Consider the following 24,003-nt stretch of genomic DNA (forward strand, 5'->3'; position numbering starts at 1 on the left):
CCGCCCCATGCCGGCGCCGAACCGGCCCGGCCCCCGCACGACCGTCTCGCCGGCCCGTTTCGTTCAGACGACCTTGGCGCAGAGGACGCCTCGGCGGAAGTCCCATGTCAGGGAGCCTTTGGGGCACCTGCTCTTGTAATAGCCGGTGTACTGGAGGACGTAGTCGTATTCCTTCGGGAGGTCGCCCTTGCCGCATCTCCACGAGGTCATCAGACCGTACCCGCTGATGGCCGCCATGCCCGGCTTGCTGCCCTGTTTGCCCAGGAAGCAATCGCCGTCCCTGAACTGCCGTTCTACGCAGAGGTAGATCCTGCCCCCGTCGTGGGTGGGGGACTCCCAGTACGACTCTCCGTTGAGCGTCTTGGACTCGCAGGCACTGCCCGTCTTCTCCACGCCGGTGACCTTCAGGTAGGCGTCGCTCTGCGCGCAGGAGACCGTTCGGGGCACGTCCTCAAGCCATTCACCCGGGTTCCAGGGGTCCCCCGACGCGTCCAGGCAGTCGTTGATCGAGATGTCGTCGAACGCCTTCCAGGTGCTGTCGGGGGTCGGAGTCGGCCGGGGTCTGGTTCCCGGGCCCGTGAGGCCGGTCGAGCGGCTCGTCGCCGAGGTCGACGCGGCGGCGTCGTTGCCCGATCCCTTGGTGCCCTTGTCGCCGACGACGGCGATGAACAGGGCCACGAGTACGACGCCCACGACTCCGGCCGCGATCGCGACCGCAGCGGCGGCCTTGGCCGGTGGACGCTGAGCCTGCACCGGCGCGGGTCCGGGGCGCGGCGCCGGGCTGGGCGGCGGAGGCCGGCTCGCGGGCGGCTGACTCCCCTCGTCCCGTGGAGGACGTGCGCCGAGTTCGCCGGTGCCGGCCTTCGTGAAGACCTCGGTCTCGGCCATCCGCATGGCGATCATGGTGGTGAACGGCTTCGGCAGGGGCATGCCCTCGTCCGCGACGAGCGCGGAGCACCGGTCCAGGAACTCTCCGGTCGCCGGGCGGCCCGCCGGGTCCTTCTCCAGGCCCGCCGAGACCAGGGACCTCAACGAGGCCGGGACGCCCGTCAGATCCGGGGCCAGATGGCGGACCCGGTACCCGAGGGCCTCGGGCGGACCCTCTCCGAAGGGGTGGCGGCCGGTCGCGGCGAAGGCCAGCACGGCGGCCAGGCAGAACACGTCGCTGGCCGGTTCGAGGTCGCCGCCCAGGAACTGCTCGGGCGACATGTACCCGGGCGTGCCCACCAGGGTCAGGCTCTGGGTGGGCGCGTCCATCGCGCGCGCTATGCCGAAGTCGATGATCCGCGGCCCGTCCTGGGCCAGCAGCACGTTTCCCGGCTTGAGGTCCCGGTGGATCACGTTGCGCTCGTGGACCGCCCGCAGCCCTTCGGCGAGCCCCGCGCCGAGCGCCGCCACCGAGATCTCGGGCAGCGCGCCGTTCTCCTCGACGGCGTCCTGGAGCGAGGGCCCGGCTATGTACTCCGTGACCAGCCACGGCGGGTCGGCGTCGGCGTCGGCGTCTATCACCTGGGCCGTGTAGAAGCCCCGGATGCGGCGCGCCGCCGCGATCTCCTTCGTGAACCGGCGGCGGAACACCGCGTCGTCGGCGAAGTGGGGGTGGACGACCTTGACCGCGACCAGCCGCCGCCCCTGGGACCGGCCCAGGTAGACCTGTCCCATCCCGCCCGCTCCCAGCCGTGCGAGCAGGCGGTAGGGCCCGACCCGTTCCGGATCGGCGGCCTTGAGCTCCCTGAGTCCCGTGCCGGACATCCCACCTGCCCCCCAGGCTTGCCAAACACCAATGTCTTTTTGAGGACGAGCCCAGCGAGGCCGATCGTCCGGTCGGAGCGCACGCCGCGCGATCCTCGGATGACGCATCTGAGCTGTGGCCATTCTGCGCGGCGGCGGTCAATGATCACACTCCGTTACGGGAAGTCTCCGTCGGACGGCTCGCAGGTCGCCGGGTTCGCCCGGATTGCGGAGGGCGCCGCAACGGCCCGCGCCCTGGATTCGGCGACCGACCTCGCTACGCTGCTCTCCCTGATCCAGCCGGAGGTGAGAGCGCATGACGTCGGTCGACGGTACGGTCCTCGCCGCCATGAGCCGCGCTGACGCGGACGAGCTTTCCGCCGGTCTCGATCCGCTGGAGTGCCCGCCGAGCGTCCTGCAGCTTCTCGCCAGGCACGAGGATCCGCGGCTGCGGGAATTCGGCCTGGTATGCCTGGCCGAGCGACTCGCCGCAGGGCGGGTCGAGGACGGTGCCGAACTGGCCGCGTTCGCCGCGTCATTGCCGGGCACGCTCGACGGTTCGCCGGAGGCGGCGCTGGCCTTGGCGCACCTGCACCTCCGTCTGCGCGCCCACGTCCGGACCCGGCCCTGGCCGCGGTGGCGCGAGGCGGATCTGCCGGCCCGGGTCCAGATCGCCTGGCTGGGCGCCGAGATCGCCGCTCGCCCTGAGACGCTGCGGGACGAGCCCCGCAGCGAACTGCTCTACCAGGCCGTCCGCGAGATCAGCGTGGTTGATGTGGACGAACCCGAAAGCCTCGCCCGGGAGTTGACGAACCGGCCCGATCCTGTGTTGCGGGCAGAGGCCCTGCGGGTCGCTCGCGAGGCCGTGCACGCCGGCCTGCTGGCACCGGAACGAGCCCGGCGGGTCGTGGTGGGGCTCGCCGGATCGATCGCCGGGGAACCGGCCACGAGCGCCGCCGCGGTCGACGTCGCCGTGGCGGCGCTGCGCGAGATGGCGGAGCCCTGGGCCGCCTTGGATCCGCTGCCGCAGGAGCACCTGTACCGGTTTCTCCGAGCCGGGCCCGGCGGAACCGCTGTGGCCGCCGCCGCGATCGAAGCCGCGGCCCGCCACGGGCATCAGGACGTGCTCCGTGACGTGGTCGCCGACCGGACCCGGCCCCCGGAGCTGCGGCGACGTGCGCTGGAGCTGCTCGGAGACCTCGCGGACCGCGACGACATCGGCGACCTGCTGGGCATCGCCGCCACCGACCCGCTGCTGCTGGCCGGGCCTGCTGCCCGGTGCCTACGCGGGCTGCACCGGCGCGGGCACTTCCCCGCGGGCGACGCCGTCCCGGCGTTCGTGGATTTGGCGGTCGCCGACCACTCGGTGCCCGCGGGCGAGGCCGCCACCGTCCTGTTCACGTGCCGGCACGCGGCGCTCCAGGAGCTCACGCGGGCGGCCGAGGACGATCCGCACTGGCCGAGGCGGCTGGAGCTCCTGGTCGCTCTGGCGGCCCAGGGCGCCGGGGACCTGCCGGTGGGTGAGAAGGTCACCGACCTGCTGCGCACCGCGCCGGATCCGCGCCCCTTCCTGCGGGCGGTCCGCGCGTTGCGCCACACGGCCGCCGAGGAGGCCGTCATCGCCGCGCTCCCGCGATCGCCGTCGGCGGCGGTCGAGGCGCTGGAAGCCGTGGGCGGCGCCCGGACGGTCGCGGCGCTGCGCGACGGTCTTGGCCTGGACGGACCGGACGACGACGGCGGCGTGGTCGCCTACCTGCGGCCCGTCCGCCACCGGGCCCTGGAAGTACTGTGGCATCTCACCGAGGACCCCGACCGGCGACGGACGATCCTGGCCCGGCTCGACCCGCGGGATCTGCCTGGCCGGATCGCCGCCGATCTCGGCGGCCCGGACGAACGGGAACTGGCGTTGCTCCAGGCCGGCCTGGATCCGGACGAGCCCGTGGCCGCCCTGAGCAGGCTGGCGCGGACCGCCGGCTCGGGCACCGTGCCGATCATCGCCGATCTCCTGCTGCGGGTCGTGTCCGACCTCGCGGCGTCCTGGGCGCCGGCGGCGTCCGGAGGCGCCGCGGAACCGGCGGTGCCGCAGGAGGCCGTCGCGGCCGTTCGCGACCTCGGCGCCCGCCTCCACGAGAGAGGGAGGATCAGGCCCCGCTGCCTGCTCGACGCCGCGGACGCGCGGGAGGCCGGCGACGCGCTCGTCGCCGGCGTCGCGCTCGATCTGCTGGACCGCCCCGAGCTCACGGCGGCCGAGCGGATGATCCTGCTCGGCCTGCTCCTGCGGACGTCCCATCGCGAGATCCGGCCACGGGTGCATCCGCTGCTGCGCCACCGCGACCGCCATGTCCGCAAGCACGTGATCGCGCTCCTCGCCCGCGACACCGACGGCGAGGACGCGCAGGCGCTGTCGGCGAGCCTGATCCCGCTCACCGCGGCCCCCGACGCGCAGACCGCGCGCCAGGCGCTGCTCGCGCTCGGCCACGCTCGCGCGCGCTGGGCCGCTTCGGCGATCGCCGCCTGCCTCGACCACCCCAACATGAACGTCAAGAAGACGGCCGCGACCGCGCTGATCGACGCCGGGTCCCCCGCGGCCGTGCCGAAGCTGCTTTTCTGGCTCGGCAGGCACGAAAATCCCGGCCTGCGCGACGCGCTCAGCGGCGCGCTGCGGGCGATCCTCGGCGGCGCCTACGCGGCCACCGTCATCGCGATGGCCGACCGCGCCGCCGACGACCGCACCCGCGACCTGCTGCTGACCGGCCTCGACCGCTCGCTGTCCGCCCGTGCGGTCGGCGCTCTGGCCGACCAGGGGTCACCGGCCGGCGCCCGTCTGCTCTCCCTCGTCGCCGCGGGCCGGCTCGCCCTCGGTTCTGGGACGGCCGCGGAACTGGCGGAGCGAATGGCGGCCCGGGGCATCGCGCCGCCGGCCCGCCGCGAACCTCGCACGCGGCCGGACGCCGAACTCGACGCGCTGCTCCGTCGCGGCTGGAACACCGAGATCGCAGAGCGACTCGCGGAGAGGCTCGATCGGGATCCCGGCGAGCCGGCCCCCGAACGGCTGAGCCGGCTCCGGCCGATGCTGGAACGCTGGCTGGAGCTGGCCGCCGCAGGACCGGAGAAGCGCGGCCCGGTCCTGCGGCTCACGCTGCGGCTCTGCCCCCCGCCGTGGACGGCCGACGAGGAAGAGGCCTTCACCCGGTCGGCGCGGACGCTGGTCGCAGGGTTGGCCGACGTCGGCGAGACCTACCGCGACCGCCTCGTCGCGCTGCTTGAGGACACGGTCGCGCGACTGCCCTCCAGCGACGGGCTCGACATCGCCGCGCGGATCCGCGCGCTGCCGCCGGAGGCAGCGGGAGGCCGGTCCTTGCTGGTGCTGCTGCGCGGATGCGGCGCGGTGCTGACCCGCGCCGACCTCGTGCGGGCGCTCGCCGCCGCCCGCGCGGGCGCGAACCCGTGGCGGGCAGAGGAGGAGGCGCTGCGGGAGGCGTTCGGGCAGGCGGGGCCGGTCTCCGCGTCCGCGTCGAGTGGCGGCGCCGAGGCTTCCGAGGACCCCGCCGTGGCCCGATGGCGGGACGACCTCGCCGCGGCGGCCCGCACGCCCGACGCCCTCCGGCGATTCCGCGTCGCGGACCGGCCCGGTCCCGGCGGACGCCCCCCGGGTTCACGTGACCGGCTCACCGCGCTGATCGGCGGCTTCGCCAGGTCCGACGCCGGGGTACGCGACGTTCTGCTGGACTGGATGATCGAGCTCCAGCCACTCGGCGCGCCATCGTGGACCATCGCGGAGGACGCCCGCCGCCCCGCGCCGACCGACCGCGAATCCCGTCCTGGCGGGGCCCGGCCCCGGTCGGCGGATCTGCGCGAGCGCCTGCTGGAGCTGCTGGACGATCCCGCGCGGGACCGGCGCGAAGCCGCGGCCCGCGTCCTGCTGAGCTGGCCCGAACCCCGGTTCCGGCTCACGGCGCTGCGCGCCTTCCTCGCGGGCCGGGTCGACCTCACCGCCTCCGCAGACCTCGCGCATGCCCTGACCCTGATGAGCGAGACCGAACTGCGCGCCGCCGGGGACCTCGGCTCCGGAGACGACGCGGCTCGCGAACGGATCTCCGGCATCGCCGCCCTTCTGGACCCGCCGGACGTGGAACGGCTCATCCCGCTGCTGCTGGCCTGGTGGGAGCACGGCGATCCCTCCCTCCACACGTCGGCCGGGCGGGCCCTGCGCAAGGCGAGCCCCGACGCCTTGGCCGAGGCCCTGGCCGGCCGCCTCGACACCGGGGACTGGGGGCTGCTCGATCTCATCTCCGGTGTCGCGTTGCAGCCCGCCCCCGCGCTGGTCCGGGCGCAGCGGCGGCTGCGCGAGGAGGAACGCCACGACCTCGCGGACAAGATCGTTCTGGCGGACGGGCCGCTGCGCCGTCCGGGCGCCGCCCGGCAGGACTCCGCGGCCCTCGCGGCTCTTCGCACCCGGACCCGGATCCCGGAGTCGGAGCGGCGTCCGGCCCGAGCGGACCTGTTCCACCTGGCCCGCACCGGCGGCCCCGAGCAGATCCGCCGGGCGCTGACCCTGCTCGCCGAACGCCACGACGACGCCCGCGGGCGCAGGCACGGCGCGGACCGGCCGGCGGACCGCGATCCCGAATTCGAAGAGCTGCTCACCGAGTCGCTCGGCCACCCCGAGGCCAGAGTCCGGCTGCACGCCCACCGGATCTCCCGCAGGGTGATAAACCGCGAGGACTACCTGGGGCAGACCTTGCTGCTGCTCGACGACCGGCAACCCGACATCGTGCGGTCGGCCGTCAAGACCCTGTGCCATGCGGCGTGGAAGCCGGCCGTTCCAGCGGTGGTCGACCTGCTCGCGCACTCCCACCCCGCCGTCCGGAGGGCCGCCTCCGACGGGCTCGCCCTCATCGGCGCGCCGGCGATCCCCGCCCTCAGGCACGCCGCCGGAAGGGCACGCCCGGACAGGCGGCGCCTCTACGGCTCCGTACTCGAAACGATCACATCAGCGACGACCGCCGACCTGGAATCCGAGGAACGGCCGCGATGACCGAGGGCCCGGTGCGGCGCGCTGACGGGCCGCACCGGGCGAGGCGTGGTCAGTCCGCGGGCCCCTGCCAGACCTTCAGGCTGAAGGTCATGAACTCGTAGTTCTTGGCCTTGATGGAGACGATGCCGAGGAGCCCGGTCCTGGTGTAGACGCACCAGGTGGTCCCCCGGTCGGGCTGGAAGATCCTCTCCTCGATGTACTTGGTGTTGTTGTGGCAGGTCTCGTAGGTCGCGGGCCGACCGCTCTCGATCGCGCCGAACTTGCCGTCGCCCCGGATGTTCCCGACGAGGAACTCCATGTCGCCGCCCTCGCCCTTCCGGGGGCGCTTCGGGTTCTCGTTGAAGTTGATGGTGTAGCCGCTGGAGATGTCGATCTTGCTGTAGTGGGCGAGCAGGGTGCCGGGCCGCTTCCCGCTCCCGCCCTTGCCGCCGGACCCCGGCGACGCGCTCTTCTTCCCGGAGCCCCCCGTGCCGTTCCCGCCGCTGCCCGACTGGCCGAGCTTGACGACGAGCCCGAGGACGAGAAGCAGCGCGACGAGGCCGCCGAAGACCAGCAGCAGGGTCTTGCCGCAGCCCGAGCCCCCGGAACGCGGAGGCGGAGCGTGCACGACCAGCGGCGGCGGAGTGGCCATGCCGTGCGGAGGCCGAGGGGGCGCGCCTTGGAAAGGGGGTGCAGCCGCACCGTGCGGAGGCTGAGTCGGCCCACCGTGCGGGGGCGGAGTCGGCGCGCCGTACGAGACCTGCGAGGGCGCACCGTACCGAGACTGCTCGGGTGCCCCGTAGTGGGGCTGTTCGGGAGCACCGTACTGGGGTTGTTCGGGGGCGCCCGCCGGGAGCGTGCTGGTGCGCGGCTCGGACAGGATCCGGGTGGCGGCGGGCATCTGCGTATAGGCCCGGAGTTGCTCGGTGACCGGTTCGGGCGGCCAGACCGCGGACTGCGCCGACTGCATGGCGGTGAGCTCGTCCAGCAGCTCGGCGTCGGACGGGCGGTTGGCGGGGTCCTTGTCCAGGCACCGCTCGATGATCGGCCGCAGCGCGTCGGGGCACCGGTCGAGCCGGGGCGCCTCCTGGACGATGCGGAACATGATCGCCTGCGGGTCGCCCTCCCCGAAGGGACTGAGCCCCGTCGCCGCGTAATGGAGCAGGGTGCCGAACGCGAAGATGTCGACCGCGGTGGTGGACGCGTCGCCGCGCACCTGCTCGGGCGCCATGAACTGGGGCGATCCGATGAGGCCGCCGGTGCGGGTGAGCGGTGTCGCGTCGGCCGCGCGGGCGATCCCGAAGTCGATGACCCGCGGGCCGTCGTCGGCCAGCAGCACGTTGGACGGCTTGAGGTCGCGGTGCACGATCCCGGCCCGGTGGATGCTCTGCAGCGCCTCGGCGACCCCCGCCCCCAGCGTGGGCAGCGCCGGCGGCGGCAGCGGCCCCGACTCCGCGACCGACTCCGCGAGCGACGGCCCGGGGACGTGCACGGTGGCCAGCCAGGGCATCGGGCCGTTCAGGTCGGCGTCGATGACCGCGGCCGTGTAGAGGTTCTGCACGCGCTGCGCGGCGGTGACCTCCTGGGCGAACCGGCGGCGGAACTCCTGGTCGTCCGCGAACTCCGGGCGCACGACCTTGATCGCGAGCTTCCGTCCGCTCTGCGTGCCCGCGAGGTAGACCCGCCCCATCCCGCCGGCGCCCAGCCGGGCGAGGATCCGGTACCCGCCGATCTCGGCGGGGTCGCCCTGGGCCAGGGGCTCATACACCTGGTGACGCACGTTTCCTCCGTCAACAATTCCGCTGCGTCTCGTACGCTCGCTACTGCTGCCGCATCCAGCGTTCGCTCTTGCGCCATCCCTCGCGGCAGGCGGCGAGGAAGGCGTCGCGTCCCGCCGGGAACGACCCGCCTCCCTTCACCCCCTCCTGGTAGGACTTCTCGCAGAAGCCCGACGGAGCGTTCTCCCCCATGGTGACGCGCATGCCCGCTGCCATCTGCGCCATCGTCGTGAACGTGTAGCGCTTGCCCTTCGGATCGATCATCACGATCTGCTTGCTGTTGGTCACCTTGGGATCGGAGGGCGTGGCCCGCGGGGTCGGCGCGCTCGTGGTCGGCTCCGCGGCGGGCGGCGTCGACTCAGGGGCGCCCGTGGAGGGCGTGGCCGCGGCGGGCGGCGAGGACGACGCGACGGCCCCCTCCTTCTGGCCGTCGCCGTCGCACGCGGCGGCGCCGACGAGGAGCAGGCCGCTGACGGCCAGGCGGATCGCGATCGTCTTGGTCACGGGGAGCTCCGGGGGATAACGGACGGACACTGAAGAAACACGCGTCTGTGTGACGGCCGCCCGGCGGGGAGGGTTCGCACCATTATCGAGATTCGGAGAGTACTACCGTTCGCTCCCCCCGCGCCGACCTCGGCTCATGATCCCGCGGTCGGCGGGACGCGGTCGGCGGGACGCGGCCGGAGCACCGGGAGTCCGCTCCCTCGAAAACCGGATGCGCGAGTTCGCGCCCGCGGGTTACAAAGCCGGCATGGAAGAGCAGCCGCTGCCGGGTGGCAGGCACGTGGGCGGGGTCCGCATCGGTGACACCGTGCACCGTCCGGCGAATCCGTGGACGCCGGCCGTGCACGCGGTGCTGCGGCACCTGGAGGCGGTCGGGTTCGAAGGCGCGCCCCGGGTGCTGGGATACGACGAGCAGGGGCGCGAGGTCCTGACCTTCCTGCACGGCGACACCATCGGGGAAGGCCACCCCTGGCCCGCGTGGCCTCGTTCGGACGGGGCGCTGCGGCAGGCGGCCGCGTGGATGCGGCGGTTGCACGACGCGACGGCGGCCTTCGTCCCCTCGGAGGACGCCGCCTGGTTCGCGGGGCAGAGCTGGCGGCCCGGGCTGGTCATCGGCCATCATGACGCCTCGCCCTACAACGCGGTGTGGACCGAGACCGACGGTCTGGCCGGGTTCGTCGACTGGGACACCGCCGGGCCCTCGTCGCGCGAGTTCGACCTGGCCCACCTGGCGCTGACCTGGGTTCCGCTCCAGGCCCGGCATGTCGCCGAGTTCCAGGGGTTCACGGCGTTCGAGGACAGGGCCCGCCGGCTGCACGTCCTGCTGGACGGCTACGGCTACGACGGCGACCGCGGGGCCTTCCCCGGCATCGTCGTCGGCCGGGCCCGCCGCCAGTCCGGCATCATCCACCGGCTGGCCGACGCCGGGCAGACGGAGCTGCGGCCGTTCGCCGAGCAGTTGGAGCAGGCCGCGGCCGGGATCGAGGCACTCCCCGCCTCGTTCTGGCGAGCGTAGGAGACCGGCTCCACCGCCGCCCGCCCCCCGGCCGCCGCCACGCATTGTTGGCGTGACCAACGGATCTCTGTATAGTTGGCACTACCAATGTTGGCACTGCCAACAAAGTGGTGATCCTGGAGGCAGAGCATGATCAAGCCGTTTCGCGTCGACGTCCCCCAGTCCGACCTCGACGACCTGACCGACCGGCTCTCCCGCACCCGCTGGCCCAACGAGGTCGCCGGCGCCGGGTGGGACTACGGCTTGCCGCTGGCGCGGCTCAAGGAACTGGCCGAATACTGGCGCACCGGCTACGACTGGCGCGGGCACGAGGCCCGGCTCAACGGGCTTCCGCACTTCACCACCGAGATCGAGGGGCAGAACGTCCACTTCGTCCACGTCAGGTCGCCGAGGCCGGACGCGCTCGCGCTGGTCCTCACCCACGGCTGGCCCGGCTCGTTCCTGGAGTTCCTCGACGTCGTCGAGCCGCTGTCCCGCGACTTCCACCTGGTGATCCCGTCCATCCCGGGCTACGGCTTCTCGGGCCCGACCCACGAACGCGGCTGGGACGTCGTCAGGATCGCGCGGGCCTGGGCCGAACTGATGCGCCGTCTCGGATACGAGCGCTACGGCGCGCAGGGCGGCGACTTCGGGTCGGGCGTCTCGCTGGCGCTCGGCGCCGTGGCGCCCGAGCGGGTCGTCGGGGTGCACGTCAACTACCTGCCGACCCGGCCGGACCCGGACGCCGGCGTCGCACTGTCCGAGGCGGACGAGGCCCGGCTGGACAAGGTCAGGAAGCTGATGGCGAACCGTCCGCCCTTCCAGGCTCTGCAGGCCCTCACCCCGCAGACCATCGGCTACGCGCTGACCGACTCGCCGGTCGGCCAGCTGGCCTGGATCGCCGAGCGCTTCGCGGAGTGGACCGACCCCCGCACGCAGGTCGACGACGACCGGATGCTCACCGACGTCTCGCTGTACTGGCTGACCGCCACCGCGGCCTCCTCGGCGCGGCTGCACCACGACGCTCCGCGGCAGTCCCTTCCCTGCCCCGTGCCCGTCGGCGTGGCGGTCCTCCCGTGCGACATCACGCAGTCGGTGCGGCCGCTGGCCGAGCGGCTGTACGACATCCGGCACTGGTCGGAGTTCGAGCGCGGCGGCCACTTCGCCGCGATGGAGGTGCCGGACCTGTTCGCCGAGGACGTCCGGGACTTCTTCCTCACGCTCGCCGAAGACGACCAGCCGGTCGCCGCCCGATAGGAGGGACCGGCCGGTCTCTCGCCGGTGACCGCATCCGGAGGTCAGGGGGACGAACGGAGGCGTTCTGTGAAGATGTGGTTGCGGTCGGCGCGGCTGCCCGGGGTCCGGCCGCGGCCCCAGCCGACGATGCGGCGGTAGTCGCCGAACGCGCCGGCCAGCGCGCCCTCGTCGGTGTGGGGGGAGCCCGCCGGGGCCGGGCCGGCGAACGGCGCGACGTAGAGGGCGTCCGTCGGGCAGTGCGCCTCGCACAGGAAGCACGTCTGGCAGTCGCTCTGCCGGGCGACGACCGGGACGCCGTCCGGGCCGCGGTCGAACACGTCCGTCGGGCAGACCTTGACGCACACGTCGCAGCGCACGCAGCGGTCCGCGCTCACCACCTCGATCATGCCGTCGCCTCCTCGGGTTCGGCGGCGGTCCAGGGTTCGTCGAGGCCTCCGACGAGGCGCCGGTGCTCGTAGCGCGGCAGCTGCGGAAGACGCTCCAGCCGGTGCATCCCCCGGGACTCGGGACGGGCCAGAGCGGCGCGGTAGCTCCACCGGGCGTGCGCCGCCATCGCCGCCGCCGACCTCGCGCGGAGTCGTTCGCGACCGGTGCCCGCGATGCCCTGGGACGTGATCCGCTCCCAGAGCGCGTCGAGGGAGCCGAGGGAGTCGCGAAGCCGGTCGCGTGTCCGGAAGAGGTTGCGGTCGAGCGGCAGCATCTCGTCCTGCACGGCGCGGATGACCGCCGCCGCGTCGAGCCGTCCGGCGAGCAGGCCCGCGCGGCCGGCCGGGACGGCGTGCGGACGTGCCCGTCCCGCCGCGAACCCGGCGGCGCCGCGGCCGGCCCAGGTGCCCGATGAGATCGCCCACGCCCCGTTGTAGGCGCCGCCCCCGCTGACGGCGCCGGACACCAGTTCCCGTGTCGCGACGTCACCGGCGGCGTAGAGGCCGGGGACGGTCGTCGCGCAGTCGTCGCCGACGATCCGCAGGCCGCCCGTCCCGCGGACCGTGCCCTCCAGCACCATGCGCAGCTCGTAGCGGTCGCGGAACGGGTCGATCCCCGCCTTGTCCAGCGGCAGGAAGTAGTTCGGCTGGGCGTGCCGCATCGCCTCGTGCAGTTGCGGGGGCGCCTTGTCCAGGCGCGCGTACACCTTCTCCCCCGCCGCGAGCCGCTCCGCGACGCGGATCCTGGCACCGAGCGGGTCCGGCACGTCGATCGGGGCGCCGTCCTCGCCGTAGTACGTCGCGAACTGCATCATCAGGCCCTTGGTGTGCGAACCGTGCGCCGGGGAGAACGCGTAGGCGCTGGAGAACTCCATGCCCGACAGCTCGGCGCCCAGTTCGGCGGCCATCAGATGCCCGTCACCGGTGTCGACGTTGGTGCCGAACGCGCCGGAGAGGAACGCGCAGCCGCCGGTGGCGAGGACGACCGCGCCCGCGCGGACGGTCCAGGTCTCCCCGCCTCTCTGGCGCGCGATGCCGGAGGCGCCGGCCGCGACGCCCCAGTCGTCCACGAGCAGCCGCAGCGCGGGATGGTGGTCGAGGATCACCACCCCCGACCTGTGCACGCGGCGCCGCATCCGCTTCATGTACTCGGGCCCCTGGAGGCTGCCCCGCCGCTCGACGCCGTCCTCGTCGACGGGGAACGGGTACCCGAAGGAGGCGAGGTCGTCGACACGGCGGTAGGTCTCGTCCAGGACCCGCGCCATGACGCGGCGGTCGGCGAGCCGGCCGCCCTGCTCGAAGCGCTCGTCGACCGCGCGGGCCCGGGCCCGCGCGTCCGGCGGGACGTACCAGAGGTTGTTTCCGCCCGACGCGGTCGGGCCGCTGGTGCCGCAGTAGCCCTTGTCCGCGAGGACGGCCCGGGCCCCGGCGCCCGCCGCGGCGAGCGCCGCCCACACCCCCGCGGGCCCGCCGCCGAGGACGGGGACGTCGGTGTCCAGCCGGGTCACGGCCTGGCCCCGGGCGCCAGCCAGGAGCCGAGCGTGTAGTCCTTCTTGATGAGCGCCTGCTGGACGAGGAAGGTCTTGGTCCCTTCGAGCAGCTTCAGCCCCTCCGCGGGGAAGGGCTCGTCGGGCAGCTGGTCCTTCAGCGTCGTCTTGATCGAGATGTCGGGGGCGTAGCCGCCGGTCTCGGCCACGTACGCGGTGTAGCCGGGCCAGTCGGCCTTGGCGACCCGCACCGCCCTGGTCTCGGCCTTCTGCCACGCCTGGACGATGTCCTTGTGCCCTGCCAGGTACTTCTCCGTCACCACCGTGACGGACGTGCCGAGCAGGTCGGGATGGTCCCGGGACGCGACGTCGATCGACCTGTAGCCCTTCTGCTCCTGCGCGGCCTGGTCGGCGGAGACCAGGCCGCCCGCGTCGATCGAGTTCTTCTCCAGCGCCGCGATGATCGCCGGCGTGTACATGTGGATGATCTCTTTCGGCTTCACCCCGGCCTGCTCCAGCGCGCCGAGCAGGTAGCGGTGGATGTAGGAACCGGTCTGGACGCCGATCCGCTTGCCCTCCAGGTCCTTGAGGGACGCGGGCCCGCCGTCCTTCCTGGCGACGATCGCGGCGTCCAGCCGGACCGAGTTGAGCGAGAGCAGCCGGGTCGGCAGTCCCTGCCCCCGGCCGATCAGGGCGGGGGTGTCCCCGTACTGGCCGATGTCGAGGGAGCCGCCGGCGAGGGCCTGGTTCAGGTCGGGGCCGTTCGGGAACGTCGCGACCTTGATCTTGGTGATGCCGGCGGCCTTCAGCTCCGGCAGCAGCTCGCCGCGCTCGTCGAGGAACCCGACGGCGCGGGTCAGCTTGTTGCCGACCCCCGACCCGATCACTCCGACGCGGAGCGTCCCGGAGCCGCTGTCGGCCTCGGAGGAGCCGCACGCCGTCGCGGCGAGGACGAGGAGGCCGGCGGCCAGAACTCGGGGAAATCTCACGTTGCTGCCTTTCGCGGGGGTCTGTCGAGTCGTGTGTCAGGAGGTGAGGGGGGTGCCCGACCGGTTGAGCGACGGGCCGATCGCGAGCCTGGCGCCGGGGGTGCGCCCGCGGCCCCAGCCGATCTGCGCGCGGTAGGCGCCGAGCGTCCCGTCGGCGGCGAGCGCCGCCTCGTCCGGGGGCTCTGGCAGCGCGTGCGAGCGCGGGTCGACGAACAGGGCGTCGACCGGGCAGTACGCCTCGCACATGAAGCAGGTCTGGCAGTCGCTCTGCCGGGCGACGACCGGGACGCCGTCCGCGCCGCGGTCGAAGACGTTCGTCGGGCACACGTCCACGCACTTGTCGCAGGCGATGCACCGCTCCCGCGAGACGATCTCGATCACGAGGCCACCGCCACGGCCTCCGGACGCGTCCAGATCTCGTCGAGGCCGCCGGTGACGAGCCGGCGGTGCTGGGCCGGGTCCTGGTCGGGCAGGTCCTGGCGCTTGTGCATGCCCCGCGTCTCGGTGCGGGTGAGCGCGGCGCGGTACATCCAGCGGGCGTGCGCGGTCATCGCGGCGGCCGACCGCGCCCGGACGATCCCGGCGCCCTCCTCGCGGAGCGTCCCGCGCAGGTGCCGCCACGTCCGGTCCAGGACGTCCAGTGCCGGTTCGAGGCGCCCGCCGTGCCGCAGCAGGTTCTTGTCGTAGGGCAGCACCTCGGCCTGGACGGCGGCGACGTAGTCGGCGTGGCCTCCGGTCGCCGGGCCCTCAGGACGGACGCCCGCCTCGCCGAGGGCGTGCACGGTCCGCGCTCCGGCCCGCCCTCCCAGTCCGGCGGCGTACCGGGCGGCGCCCTGCCCGGCCCAGGTGCCGGACGACATCGCCCACGCGGCGTTGTGGCTCCCGCCGCCGGTGAAGCCGCCGCAGATCAACTCGCGGGTGGCGGCGTCGCCCGCCGCGTACAGGCCGGGCACGGTGGTGGAGCAGTCGGCGCCGGCGATCCGGATGCCGCCGGTGCCGCGGACGGTCCCCTCGGCGAGCAGGGTGACGGGGAACAGGTCCGTGAACGGGTCGATGCCCTGCCGGTCGAAGGGGAGGAAGAAGTTCGCCTGCGCGAGCCGCATCGCCCGCTGGTCCTCGGGCGTGGCCCGGTCGATGCGGCACAGGACGGGTTCGGTGAGCAGCGTCCGGGCGATCACCGATCGGCCCCGCTGGCTGCCCGCCCCCTCCAGGACGGTCCCGTCCGCGTGGTAGAAGGTGGCGAACGTGTAGAACGCCGTCTTGGTCACGGACGTGAAGGCCGGGGCGATAGCGTAGGCGTTGGAGAACTCCATGCCGGACAGCTCCGCGCCCGCCTCCGCCGCGAACAGGGCGCCGTCCCCGGTGTTGACGTCGCAGCCCAGAGCCCTGCTGAGGAAGGCGCATCCGCCGGTGGCGAGCACGACCGCGCCCGCCCGGACCCGGAACGGCCGGTCGCCGCGCAGGCGGTACCCGGCGGCGCCGGCGACGGCCCCGGCGCCGTCCGCGAGCAGTTCGGTGACCGGGCTGTGGTCGAGGACCCGCACCCCCGCCCTGCGGACCCGCACGCGCATCCGCCGCATGTACTCGGGGCCTTGCAGGCCGCGCCTGATCTGGCGGCAGTTCGCGTCCACCGGGAACGGGTACCGGGAGATCTCGGCCAGCTCGTTCATGTTCGCGTACGTCTGGTCGAGGACGCGGGCCATCCACCCGCGGTCGGCGAGGTATCCGCCGAGCGCCTCGCGGCCGGCCATGGCCGCCTCCCGGGCCTCCGGCTCCGGCTCGACATACCAGACCCCGGTGCCCGCCGACGCCGTCGCGCCGCTCGTCCCGAGGTAGCCCTTGTCGGCGAGGACGACGTCCGCGCCGGCCTCCGCCGCCTTGATCGCGGCCCACGCGCCGGCGGGTCCGCCGCCCGCGACGAGCACATCGGCGGTCAGGTCGGTCATGATGCCTCCTTGGTAGTCAGACGGTCCGTCGAGCGGAGCTCGTCGGTTGAATGGCGGTGGGTGGGGGCTGGAGGACGGTTCGCACTCCGAGCCCGTCGAGCAGGTCGCGCCGCAGCGCGATGAACCGCGGATCGTCCAGCGACCGCGGCCGGGGGAGGTCCACGGTGTACTCCCGTTCGATCCGGCCGTCCGCGAGCAGCAGCGCGCGGTCGGCGAGCAGGAGCGCCTCCTCGACGTCGTGGGTGACCAGCAGGACCGCCGGCCGGTGCTCGGCCCACAGGTCGGCGACGAGCGCCTGGGCGTTGAGCCTGGTGAGCGCGTCCAGGGCCCCGAACGGCTCGTCGAGCAGGAGCAGGTCGGGCGTCCGCACCAGCGCCCGGGCCAGCGCGACGCGCTGCGACTCGCCGCCGGACAGGGTGAGCGGCCACGCGTCGGCGCGGGCCGTCAGCCCGACCTCGGCCAGGGCCGCCTCGGCCCGCCGACGCAGGTCGCGTCCCCGCAGGCCGAGGACGACGTTGTCCCACACCCGGCTCCAGGGCAGCAGGCGGTGCTCCTGGTAGACGACGGCCCGCCTGCCGGGGACGTCGATCTCGCCGCTGCCCTCGCCGTCCAGCCCGGCCAGCGCGCGCAGCAGCGTGCTCTTCCCGGAGCCGCTCGCGCCGAGCAGCGCGACGAACTCGCCGGGCGCGATGTCGAGGTCCACGCCGTCCAGGACGGCGCGCTCGCCGAACACCCGCCGGAGGCCGCGGACGCGGACGCCGCTCGGGGCGGTCGCCGTCATCGCGCCACCAGCCCCCTCCGCCACGCCAGGGCGCGCCGCTCGATGAGCCGCACCAGCAGGTCCGTCGACACGCCGAGCAGCGCGTAGACCACGAGCACCAGGAAGACCGTGTCCATCTGCAGGAACTGGGTGGCCTGGTTGATGACGAAGCCGATGCCGCTCGCCGTCGCGGACTGCTCCACGACGACGAGCGTCAGCCAGGCGACGCCGAGCGACAGGCGCAGGCCCACGAGGATCTGCGGGAGCGCGCCCGGCAGGATGACCTTCCGGACGAGGCCGAGACGGCCGAGCCCGCAGGTGCGGGCCGACTCCACCAGCCGCTCGTCCACGCCCCGGATGCCGTGGAACACGTTGATGTAGAGCGGGAAGACGACGCCGACCGCGATCAGGCCGACCTTGGACGTCTCGCCGATCCCGAACCAGATGATGAACAGCGGGACCAGCGCGAGGTGGGGAAGCATCCGGACCGCCTGGACCGGTGCGTCGATGACGTCCTCGCTGATCCTGAACAGCCCGGAGAGCAGGCCGAGGACGAGGCCCGCCGGCAGCCCGATCGCCAGTCCCTTCAGCACCCGCGCCAGGGAGACTCCGAGGTTCTGGAACAGCGCGCCCGACGCCGCCATCTCCCAGCCGCGGACGGCGACGTCGCTGAGCGGCGGGGTCGTGCTGCCGAGCCAGCCCGCGCGGGCGCCGGCCTCCCACAGGGCGAGGACGGCGACGATGCCGCTGACCTTGCGGGCCCGGCGCAGCAGGGACAGCAGCGCGGCGCCGGACCGGGCGGCGGCCGCGGGGCGCGCCGCTTCGGGGATCGCCGAGCGGGGCGGATCGAGCAGGTGGGTGGACACGAGGCACCTCCGGAAGAGGAGAACGGAAGGAAGGCGGCAGGGTCCCGGCGCAGGGGGGCGGCCGGTGGAAGAGGGGGCTCGCCGGTCAGTGGCGTCGGCGCACGAAAGAGCGGCTCAACAGGACGCGCTGCACACGCGAAGGAGGTCGACGTGGCGCCTCGCCACCAGGACCTTCGCTGCGTTCATGTCCTCAGCATGCACTCGGCATCCGTCCCTGTGAAGCCCCCAAAAAGTCGCCTTCACCTGCGAAGACAGCCTCCGGAGACTCCTTTTCCCATAAAACCTACCGTTTTACCTGGGAATATCCCGTTGGCGACCCTCTCCGCCGTCCGGCGCCACGGTTACGCAGATCACACCGCCCGGAAACCTCCAGGCGGACGGACCGTGGCGCGCCCTCTACGGAAGGTCGGCCCGGCGCCCCTCACCTGCTCGCGAGCGCGGCGGACACCTGCGGGGCGACCAGGTCCGCCCACGCGCCGAGCACGTCGGCGGCGGCGGGGACCTGTGACTCCAGGAACGCCAGCCCCGGCGTCGGGACGGTCGCGCCCAGCTCCACCAGGAGCGGCCGCAGGTGCACCTCGACCGCCAGGGAGTGCTTGGGGTCGCCCATCACCAGCAGCGGCAGGGCCACCGTCGAGGCGAGGGCGCCGCCGGGGAGGCGGTCGAGGAACAGCTTGAGGAGGCCGGTGTAGGTGGCCTTGTAGGTGGGGCTCGCGACCACCAGGACGTCGGCGCCCGCGACGCGGTCCAGGGCGTCTCGCAGCCATGGCGACGGGGCGGGGCCGAGCAGGTCGGACGGCTGCGCCGACAGGTCGACGACCTGCGCCGCATCCGCGTGCCCGATCCGCTCGGCGACAGCGGCGGCGGCGTCGAGCGCGACCCGCAGCGTGCGGGATCGCGGTCGCGGGTTTCCCACCAGGACAGAGAGGCTCACGGCGACTCCCACTCTCGGACTCGTGGCGCGTGGACGGCCGCCGGAGCGGCGGCTCGTCAGCCCAGTCTGCGGAAGGCGCCGGCGTGGAAGACCAGCGGGGGCACGTCGTGGGCGGCGTCCAGGTCGTGGACGCGGAAGACGACGATGTCGTGGTCGCCCGACCGGACCCGCTGCTCGACGGTGCAGTCGAACCACGCGGGCGCGCCCTCGACCAGCACGCAGCCGCCGGCGGTCGAGCGCCAGGCGACGCCGGCGAACCGGTCGCCGGTGCGGGCGCCGAGGCGCCGCCCGATGTGCTCCTGGTGGGCGCCGAGCACGCTGATGCCGATGCGGGGCAGCCCGCCCAGCAGCGGCCAGGTCGTGGAGGTGTGCGCGACGCACACCGACACCAGCGGCGGCTCCAGCGACACCGGGACGAACGAGCTGGCGGCGATGCCGGCCGGACGGCCGTCCACGAGTCCCGCCACCACCGCGACGCCCGTGGGGTAGGCGCCGTAGACGCGGCGCAGCTCCGGTTCCACGGCCGTCATGCCGGCGTCTCCTTGGGCAGGAACGCGTTGAGCCCGGTGCCGGCGCCCCCGCCGCCGACGACGGAGCGCGAGTCGCCGTAGGTGGGCAGGAACCAGTGGAACGTGAGGGTCACAGTGTGCCTTCCTTCTCCCGGCCCGCCTCGGCCGGCCGGGGGTGGGAACCGGGCTCAGAGCTGGCCGTGACGCGGCGGCGGGGTGCCCGACAGCAGCCAGCGGCCCACGTGCTGCACCTTCCAGCGAGCCGGATCGTGAAGCGTGTGCGTGCGCGCGTCGCGCCAGTAGCGCGACAGGTTCAGCGAGTCGGCCGCGGAGCGCGTCCCGCCCAGCTCGAACAGCGCCGACGACGCCTCCAGCGACGCGCGGGCCGCGGCGGCCTTCGCCACGGCCGTCGCCACCGACGCCCGCGCGGTGGCGTCGCCGGTGGGCTCGCGCTCGGCGGCGTCGACCGCGTCCGCGGCCTCGCGCAGCAGCGCCTCGGCGGCCCGGACGGCGATCTCCACCTCGCCTGCCTGCTGGGCGACCAGCGGGTCCCCGGCCGCGGCCTCGGCCCCGCTCTCGAACCACGGCCGCGCCCGCGCCACGGCGGCGACCGCGGCGCCGAGCGCGCCCCGGGCGATGCCGGCGTCGAGCGCCGCGTGCAGGACCTGGGCGCGGGCGCCGTAGGTGGTCGGCCCGTCGAAGAGGGAGCTGTACGGGACGACCTCGCCGGCGTGCACGCGCACGCCGTCGAGCCGGACCGTTCCACTCGCGGTGGTGCGCTGGCCCATGCCGTCCCAGTCGTCCTCGACCGTGACGCCCTCGGCGTCGCGGCGGATGTAGGCCAGCGCCCTGGGGGCGGCGCCGTTCGGCAGAGGCGCCTCTCCGGCGAGGACGGCCCGGACCACCAGCCGGTCCGCGAAGAGGGCGCCGGTGCTGTAGTACTTCTCGCCGTCGAGGACGTACCCGCCGCCCTCGCGGCGCAGCGTCGTCGCGTCCTCGGCCGCCGTCCGCCCGCCCCGTTCGGACTGCGCGTTGGCGAAGCGCACGCCGGCCAGCGCCTCGGCGAAGTAGCGCGCCCGCTGCTCCTCGGCGCCCTGGCGGCGCAGGGCCTCCAGGAACACGAAGTGGCTGTGCGGGATCTGGGCGATGCTGGCGTCGGCCGCGGCGAGCGTCCGGAACACCTCCGTCAGCGCGGCCACGCTCACCTCCGCCCCGCCGAACCGCGCCGGGACGGTGATGCCGAGCAGCCCCGACGCCGACAGCTCCGCGACCTCGGCGACCGGCGGGCGCCGCTCGCGGTCGCGCTCCGCCGCCTGCTCGGCGAACGAGCCGGCGAGCTCGCGGGCGGCCTCCACGGCCTCCTCGCCGGAGCGGATCACGTGCGCGGTCGTCGTCGGCCCGGTCCGGGGGGAAGCGGGTGCCGTCGTCATGGGTCTCCCTTCGGGGGTCCGGTCCCGTGGCGGAAATGGACGGGTCGCCACGGGACCGGAGTCGATTCAGCGGTAGAGCGAGAACTGCGGGGCGCGCCGGTTCAGCGTCCAGTCCCCGACCTCGCGCGCCTTGCAGGCGACGGGGTCGTGGAGCGTGTGGGTGCGCAGGTTGCGCCAGTGCCGGTCGAAGCCGTAGGCGCTGGTGGTCGCCCGCGCCCCCTGGATCTCGAACAGCCGCGACGCGGCCGCCAGCGCGACCTTCGTCGTCAGGTACTTCGCCTCGTAGACGGCGACGGCGGCCTCGGCGCGCTGCTCCTCGGTGAGCGGCGGGCCGATGTCCAGCGCCGCCTGAAGGGCCTCCCCCGCGCGGTCGGCGAGCAGCGCCGCGGCGCGGATCTCGCTGCGGACCTCCCCCACGGCCTGCAGGACGTAGGGGTCCTCGGTGGCGCTGTCCACGCCCGAGGTCTCCCACGCGGCCGCGCGCAGGCGCGTCCAGTCGAGCGCCTCGTCGAGGGCGCCCTCGGCCGTCCCCGTGTAGAAGTTCGCGAAGGCGAGCTGCCAGTGCGGTGTGACGAGCGTCTGGTAGGCGGTGGGGGCGCGCCCGGCGAGGGGGTCGGGCCCGAGGATCTCCGCGCGTTCGACGCGGGCGCCGTCGAACTCGACGCCGCCGGAGTCGGTGAGGCGCTGGCCGATGTTGTCCCAGTCGCCGAGGGCGCGGAATCCCCGCCGCCCGGCCGGCAGCGAGAGGAACACCAGTTCGCCCTCGTAGGAGGCGGTCACCGAAAGGTGGTCGCCGAGGCTCGCGCCGGACGCGAACGAACGGCGCCCGTCGAGCCGGAACCCGTCCCCGGAGCGGGTCAGGACGAGGTCCGAGCCGCCGCGCGGGTTCTGCACCCCGCCCCAGAAGAGCTTCTCCTGCCCGTTGCGGCGCGACAGCGCGTCGGCCTGCTCCGGCGTGCCGAACAGCTGCGCGACGCGGGTCTGCGCGTAGTGGTAGCCGACGAGGTGGGCGATGGACGTGTCGCCGCGGGCGATCCGGTCGGGTGATCTGGGACGCCTGCGCGTAGGACAGGCCGTCGCCGCCGTACTCGACGGGCTCCTGGACCTGCAGGAGATCGTGCGCGCGCAGGATCTCGACCTCGTTGCGCGGGGTCCGGTTGGCGCGGTCGCGCTCGGCGCCGGTCGGACGCAGCTCGGCGGCGACGAGGTCGGCGCGCCGTAGGGCCGCCGCGAAACGCTCGCCGCGGCCCCGGTGGCCGGTGAAGGTCTGCTGCTCGGTGTTGACGGACATGCCTCTGCCTCTCCTCCTGGGATGCTGACCGGTCGTGGACGCGGGGTCTCGCGACACAGGGCGCTGCAGATCCTCAGCAGGTCGATGTGGCGGCGGCGGACCAGGCGCATGGCCGCGTCAGGCCCCGGTCCGCGCCGGCTCGCCGCGTCCGGCGTCCGCGGCCTCCAGCTCGCGCACCAGCGGCAGCACGCGCTCGGAACCCCGTAGGCGAACCCCACCGGCTCCGCCTTATTCTCAATATTCCCTACAGGCATAGTTAGGATTGTGCGCACCGTCCCGCCGCCGGTCGATGCGGCGTTCGCGACGGGGCGATAAGGGAAACCTGTCACCGGCGGAGGCCCGATGCGGATCGAACAGCTGGAATGCGTCGCGGCCGTCACCCGGCTCGGCTCCATGCGCCGGGCCAGCGAGGCGCTTCACCTGTCCCAGCCCGCGCTCAGCCAGACGATCAGCAACCTCGAACGCGAGCTCGGCGTCACGCTGCTCGACCGCCACCGCGCCGGCGCCCGGGTCAGCGCCGGCGGCCGCGAGCTGCCGCCCTGGATCGCCGAGGTGCTGGACGCGGTGCACCGGCTCCGCGCGGCCGCCGACGACCAGGCCGGATCGCGGCAGATGATCCGCGTCGGCACCGTGAACGCCGCGACCGTCCCGCTCGTCACGCCCGCGATGCGCGAGTTCCGCGCCGCGCACCCCGGGACGCAGGTGGAGCTGGTCACCGCCCAGCAGTCCGACATCCGCGACGCGCTGCGCGGCGGCGGGCTCGACCTCGGCCTCATCAACGCCATCGAGGGCGACGACCCGCCCCCGGACCTCGCGGCCGTCGGACTGCTGCGCGGGCGCGCCGTCGTCTGCTGCCGCACCGACAGCCCGCTCGCCCGGCTGGACGCGGTGCCGAGATGGGCAAGGCCATGGTCGCCGAGGGCCTCGGCGTCCTCCTCGCAGCCGAACGCGCCCGCACCCGCCACCTCCCCCACCACGTCCACGACATGCTCTACCTACTCCGAACCCAGGCCGCCCACCTCCACCCCGCCTGATCGCACGGCGGCCGCCCACCGGGCACCGCTCGCATCGACCAGAGAAATGGGAACTTCGAGGATATTTTGCTTTTTGACGTTAAATGTCAGCCATAAGCTTTTTGTCGGACAATATCGATGCGATCCGAGCCCGGACTTGGACTCGGATTGGCGAGAAATATCTGGTCCATACGATAGATTATCTCCCGCCAAGTGCCGTCGGACACGGCCTCATGTGCTTTCTGGCGGCGTCGAATCAGTTCACAAGGAGCATTTACTCATGACTCATACCGATGCGTCCGCGCCAGTCTGGAGAAAGAGCAGCCGGAGTAGTGACCCCGACCTCGCGGTATGCGTGGAAGTGGCGTCGATCGGCAGCACCCGCGCCATCCGCGACTCCAAGGACCCCGAGGGCCCGCGACTGTCGCTGTCCATGAACTCCTGGCGCACGTTCATGAACACGGTCAAGGCCGACGGCTTCCGGGGCTGAGTGAACGCAGGCGGAGGCGCGGATCCCGCAGCGGGCCGCGCGAGCGGCATCGGTGGCCGCCGCGCCTCCCGCCGATGACGCCGGCACGTCAACCAAGGTCGAAGGCGCCGTTCTTGATCTCCTCCAATATCGTGCGTAAGACGGCCCTGGGAAGGACGATGGTCGTCCCACGAGGATTCTTGGTGTCCCGAATGGCTCCGCACGAGGCGGAAACGGCAATAGAGACGCATCCCGCCTGCTGATCCGCGCCAGACCTGCTGCTCTTGCGCCAGGACGCCTGGTCCCAGTCTCCTTGACCGCCCATTACCTCTTCCGTCCTCGGGAGCATCGCGGTGGTTCTCAGTGGGAGAGGACGGCGGTGTCCGCGAGCCCGATCCCTTGGCGGCCGGATCGGCTGGATTCCGCGACGCTCACGTGATCGCCGACAATTACCGAACATAAACAATCCATGCGGGCACACAAATTTGCTCCCTTACTATACGCGGGGAGCATGGTCATGTCCAGATCCGGAGAATTACACTTTTACGCCCATCGGTGCGCGATGCCGAACTTTACTTCTACCCAACTTGACCAGCATCGAAA

Annotated in this window: 20 protein-coding genes; 5 read left to right on the forward strand and 15 right to left on the reverse strand. The window is 73.5% G+C overall.

The window, feature by feature from the left end; all coding sequences use genetic code 11:
- Positions 1 to 63: 63 nt before the first annotated feature.
- On the reverse strand, positions 64 to 1,752 hold the full coding sequence (locus ACQEU6_RS12475; RefSeq protein ID WP_499331606.1) for a serine/threonine-protein kinase: 1,689 nt from the start codon (positions 1,750 to 1,752) through the stop codon (positions 64 to 66).
- 295 nt (positions 1,753 to 2,047) lie between these two features.
- On the opposite strand from ACQEU6_RS12475, the gene ACQEU6_RS12480 reads away from it, so the two are divergent.
- On the forward strand, positions 2,048 to 6,769 hold the full coding sequence (locus tag ACQEU6_RS12480) for a HEAT repeat domain-containing protein (protein WP_499331608.1): 4,722 nt from the start codon (positions 2,048 to 2,050) through the stop codon (positions 6,767 to 6,769).
- 49 nt (positions 6,770 to 6,818) lie between these two features.
- On the opposite strand, the gene ACQEU6_RS12485 is transcribed toward ACQEU6_RS12480, so the two are convergent.
- Both ACQEU6_RS12485 and ACQEU6_RS12490 read right to left on the reverse strand, forming a co-directional pair.
- Complete coding sequence (locus ACQEU6_RS12485; RefSeq protein ID WP_499331610.1) at positions 6,819 to 8,528, reverse strand: serine/threonine-protein kinase; 1,710 nt, start codon at positions 8,526 to 8,528, stop codon at positions 6,819 to 6,821.
- A 40-nt stretch (positions 8,529 to 8,568) separates the two neighbouring features.
- Positions 8,569 to 9,030: a hypothetical protein gene (locus ACQEU6_RS12490; RefSeq protein WP_499331611.1), complete on the reverse strand. Its 462-nt coding sequence runs from the start codon at positions 9,028 to 9,030 to the stop codon at positions 8,569 to 8,571.
- Positions 9,031 to 9,277: 247 nt separating this feature from the next.
- Between ACQEU6_RS12490 and ACQEU6_RS12495 the strand changes: the two genes are divergently transcribed.
- Both ACQEU6_RS12495 and ACQEU6_RS12500 read left to right on the forward strand, forming a co-directional pair.
- Positions 9,278 to 10,045 (forward strand): phosphotransferase, encoded by a 768-nt coding sequence (locus ACQEU6_RS12495; protein ID WP_499331613.1) that lies wholly within the window; start codon positions 9,278 to 9,280, stop codon positions 10,043 to 10,045.
- A 129-nt stretch (positions 10,046 to 10,174) separates the two neighbouring features.
- Complete coding sequence (locus ACQEU6_RS12500; protein WP_499331615.1) at positions 10,175 to 11,281, forward strand: epoxide hydrolase family protein; 1,107 nt, start codon at positions 10,175 to 10,177, stop codon at positions 11,279 to 11,281.
- A 41-nt stretch (positions 11,282 to 11,322) separates the two neighbouring features.
- Here ACQEU6_RS12500 and ACQEU6_RS12505 read toward each other — a convergent pair whose 3' ends face one another.
- The 11 genes from ACQEU6_RS12505 to ACQEU6_RS12555 form a co-directional block, all read right to left on the reverse strand.
- Positions 11,323 to 11,667 (reverse strand): 4Fe-4S dicluster domain-containing protein, encoded by a 345-nt coding sequence (locus ACQEU6_RS12505; protein WP_499331616.1) that lies wholly within the window; start codon positions 11,665 to 11,667, stop codon positions 11,323 to 11,325.
- A complete protein-coding gene (locus tag ACQEU6_RS12510) occupies positions 11,664 to 13,214 on the reverse strand; it encodes an FAD-binding protein (protein WP_499331617.1) in 1,551 nt (516 codons plus the stop codon). The genes ACQEU6_RS12505 and ACQEU6_RS12510 overlap by 4 nt, the downstream gene beginning before the upstream one ends.
- Positions 13,211 to 14,182 carry an ABC transporter substrate-binding protein gene (locus tag ACQEU6_RS12515; protein ID WP_499331618.1) on the reverse strand — a complete coding sequence of 324 codons (972 nt, stop codon included), beginning with the start codon at positions 14,180 to 14,182 and terminating at the stop codon, positions 13,211 to 13,213. The genes ACQEU6_RS12510 and ACQEU6_RS12515 overlap by 4 nt, the downstream gene beginning before the upstream one ends.
- A gap of 36 nt (positions 14,183 to 14,218) precedes the next feature.
- Positions 14,219 to 14,563, reverse strand: coding sequence for a 4Fe-4S binding protein (locus ACQEU6_RS12520; protein ID WP_499331619.1), 345 nt, complete (start codon positions 14,561 to 14,563; stop codon positions 14,219 to 14,221).
- A complete protein-coding gene (locus ACQEU6_RS12525) occupies positions 14,560 to 16,128 on the reverse strand; it encodes an FAD-dependent oxidoreductase (protein WP_499331620.1) in 1,569 nt (522 codons plus the stop codon). The genes ACQEU6_RS12520 and ACQEU6_RS12525 overlap by 4 nt, the downstream gene beginning before the upstream one ends.
- Positions 16,129 to 16,144: 16 nt before the next feature.
- The gene (locus tag ACQEU6_RS12530) at positions 16,145 to 16,909 is read right to left on the reverse strand and encodes an ABC transporter ATP-binding protein (RefSeq protein WP_499331621.1); all 765 of its coding nucleotides are present in this window, start codon (positions 16,907 to 16,909) and stop codon (positions 16,145 to 16,147) included.
- Positions 16,906 to 17,754, reverse strand: coding sequence for an ABC transporter permease (locus tag ACQEU6_RS12535; protein ID WP_499331622.1), 849 nt, complete (start codon positions 17,752 to 17,754; stop codon positions 16,906 to 16,908). The genes ACQEU6_RS12530 and ACQEU6_RS12535 overlap by 4 nt, the downstream gene beginning before the upstream one ends.
- Positions 17,755 to 18,175: 421 nt before the next feature.
- Positions 18,176 to 18,688 carry an NADPH-dependent FMN reductase gene (locus tag ACQEU6_RS12540; protein WP_499331624.1) on the reverse strand — a complete coding sequence of 171 codons (513 nt, stop codon included), beginning with the start codon at positions 18,686 to 18,688 and terminating at the stop codon, positions 18,176 to 18,178.
- Between the two features lie 56 nt (positions 18,689 to 18,744).
- Entirely contained in the window at positions 18,745 to 19,218 is a 474-nt protein-coding gene (locus ACQEU6_RS12545) for a flavin reductase family protein (RefSeq protein WP_499331625.1), read from the reverse strand.
- Positions 19,219 to 19,385: 167 nt separating this feature from the next.
- Positions 19,386 to 20,627: an SfnB family sulfur acquisition oxidoreductase gene (locus ACQEU6_RS12550; protein WP_499331626.1), complete on the reverse strand. Its 1,242-nt coding sequence runs from the start codon at positions 20,625 to 20,627 to the stop codon at positions 19,386 to 19,388.
- A gap of 66 nt (positions 20,628 to 20,693) precedes the next feature.
- On the reverse strand, positions 20,694 to 21,521 hold the full coding sequence (locus ACQEU6_RS12555) for an acyl-CoA dehydrogenase family protein (RefSeq protein ID WP_499331627.1): 828 nt from the start codon (positions 21,519 to 21,521) through the stop codon (positions 20,694 to 20,696).
- 118 nt (positions 21,522 to 21,639) lie between these two features.
- On the opposite strand from ACQEU6_RS12555, the gene ACQEU6_RS12560 reads away from it, so the two are divergent.
- Positions 21,640 to 21,849 (forward strand): hypothetical protein, encoded by a 210-nt coding sequence (locus ACQEU6_RS12560; RefSeq protein WP_499331629.1) that lies wholly within the window; start codon positions 21,640 to 21,642, stop codon positions 21,847 to 21,849.
- A 411-nt stretch (positions 21,850 to 22,260) separates the two neighbouring features.
- Entirely contained in the window at positions 22,261 to 23,421 is a 1,161-nt protein-coding gene (locus ACQEU6_RS12565) for a LysR substrate-binding domain-containing protein (RefSeq protein WP_499331630.1), read from the forward strand.
- 88 nt (positions 23,422 to 23,509) lie between these two features.
- On the opposite strand, the gene ACQEU6_RS12570 is transcribed toward ACQEU6_RS12565, so the two are convergent.
- Positions 23,510 to 23,860 carry a DUF397 domain-containing protein gene (locus ACQEU6_RS12570; protein ID WP_499331632.1) on the reverse strand — a complete coding sequence of 117 codons (351 nt, stop codon included), beginning with the start codon at positions 23,858 to 23,860 and terminating at the stop codon, positions 23,510 to 23,512.
- Positions 23,861 to 24,003 lie beyond the last annotated feature (143 nt).

Origin of the sequence: Spirillospora sp. CA-108201 (assembly GCF_050936235.1) — a bacterium.
Taxonomy (GTDB): domain Bacteria; phylum Actinomycetota; class Actinomycetes; order Streptosporangiales; family Streptosporangiaceae; genus Spirillospora.

Coding starts and splice junctions, on each gene's coding strand:
- ACQEU6_RS12475 (WP_499331606.1), bottom strand. CDS start 1,752: ATGTCCGGCACGGGACTCAGGGAGCTCAAGGCCGCCGATCCGGAACGG.
- ACQEU6_RS12480 (WP_499331608.1), top strand. CDS start 2,048: ATGACGTCGGTCGACGGTACGGTCCTCGCCGCCATGAGCCGCGCTGAC.
- ACQEU6_RS12495 (WP_499331613.1), top strand. CDS start 9,278: ATGGAAGAGCAGCCGCTGCCGGGTGGCAGGCACGTGGGCGGGGTCCGC.
- ACQEU6_RS12500 (WP_499331615.1), top strand. CDS start 10,175: ATGATCAAGCCGTTTCGCGTCGACGTCCCCCAGTCCGACCTCGACGAC.
- ACQEU6_RS12505 (WP_499331616.1), bottom strand. CDS start 11,667: ATGATCGAGGTGGTGAGCGCGGACCGCTGCGTGCGCTGCGACGTGTGC.
- ACQEU6_RS12525 (WP_499331620.1), bottom strand. CDS start 16,128: ATGACCGACCTGACCGCCGATGTGCTCGTCGCGGGCGGCGGACCCGCC.
- ACQEU6_RS12530 (WP_499331621.1), bottom strand. CDS start 16,909: ATGACGGCGACCGCCCCGAGCGGCGTCCGCGTCCGCGGCCTCCGGCGG.
- ACQEU6_RS12545 (WP_499331625.1), bottom strand. CDS start 19,218: ATGACGGCCGTGGAACCGGAGCTGCGCCGCGTCTACGGCGCCTACCCC.
- ACQEU6_RS12550 (WP_499331626.1), bottom strand. CDS start 20,627: ATGACGACGGCACCCGCTTCCCCCCGGACCGGGCCGACGACGACCGCG.
- ACQEU6_RS12560 (WP_499331629.1), top strand. CDS start 21,640: ATGGACGTGTCGCCGCGGGCGATCCGGTCGGGTGATCTGGGACGCCTG.
- ACQEU6_RS12565 (WP_499331630.1), top strand. CDS start 22,261: ATGCGGATCGAACAGCTGGAATGCGTCGCGGCCGTCACCCGGCTCGGC.
- ACQEU6_RS12570 (WP_499331632.1), bottom strand. CDS start 23,860: ATGTTCGGTAATTGTCGGCGATCACGTGAGCGTCGCGGAATCCAGCCG.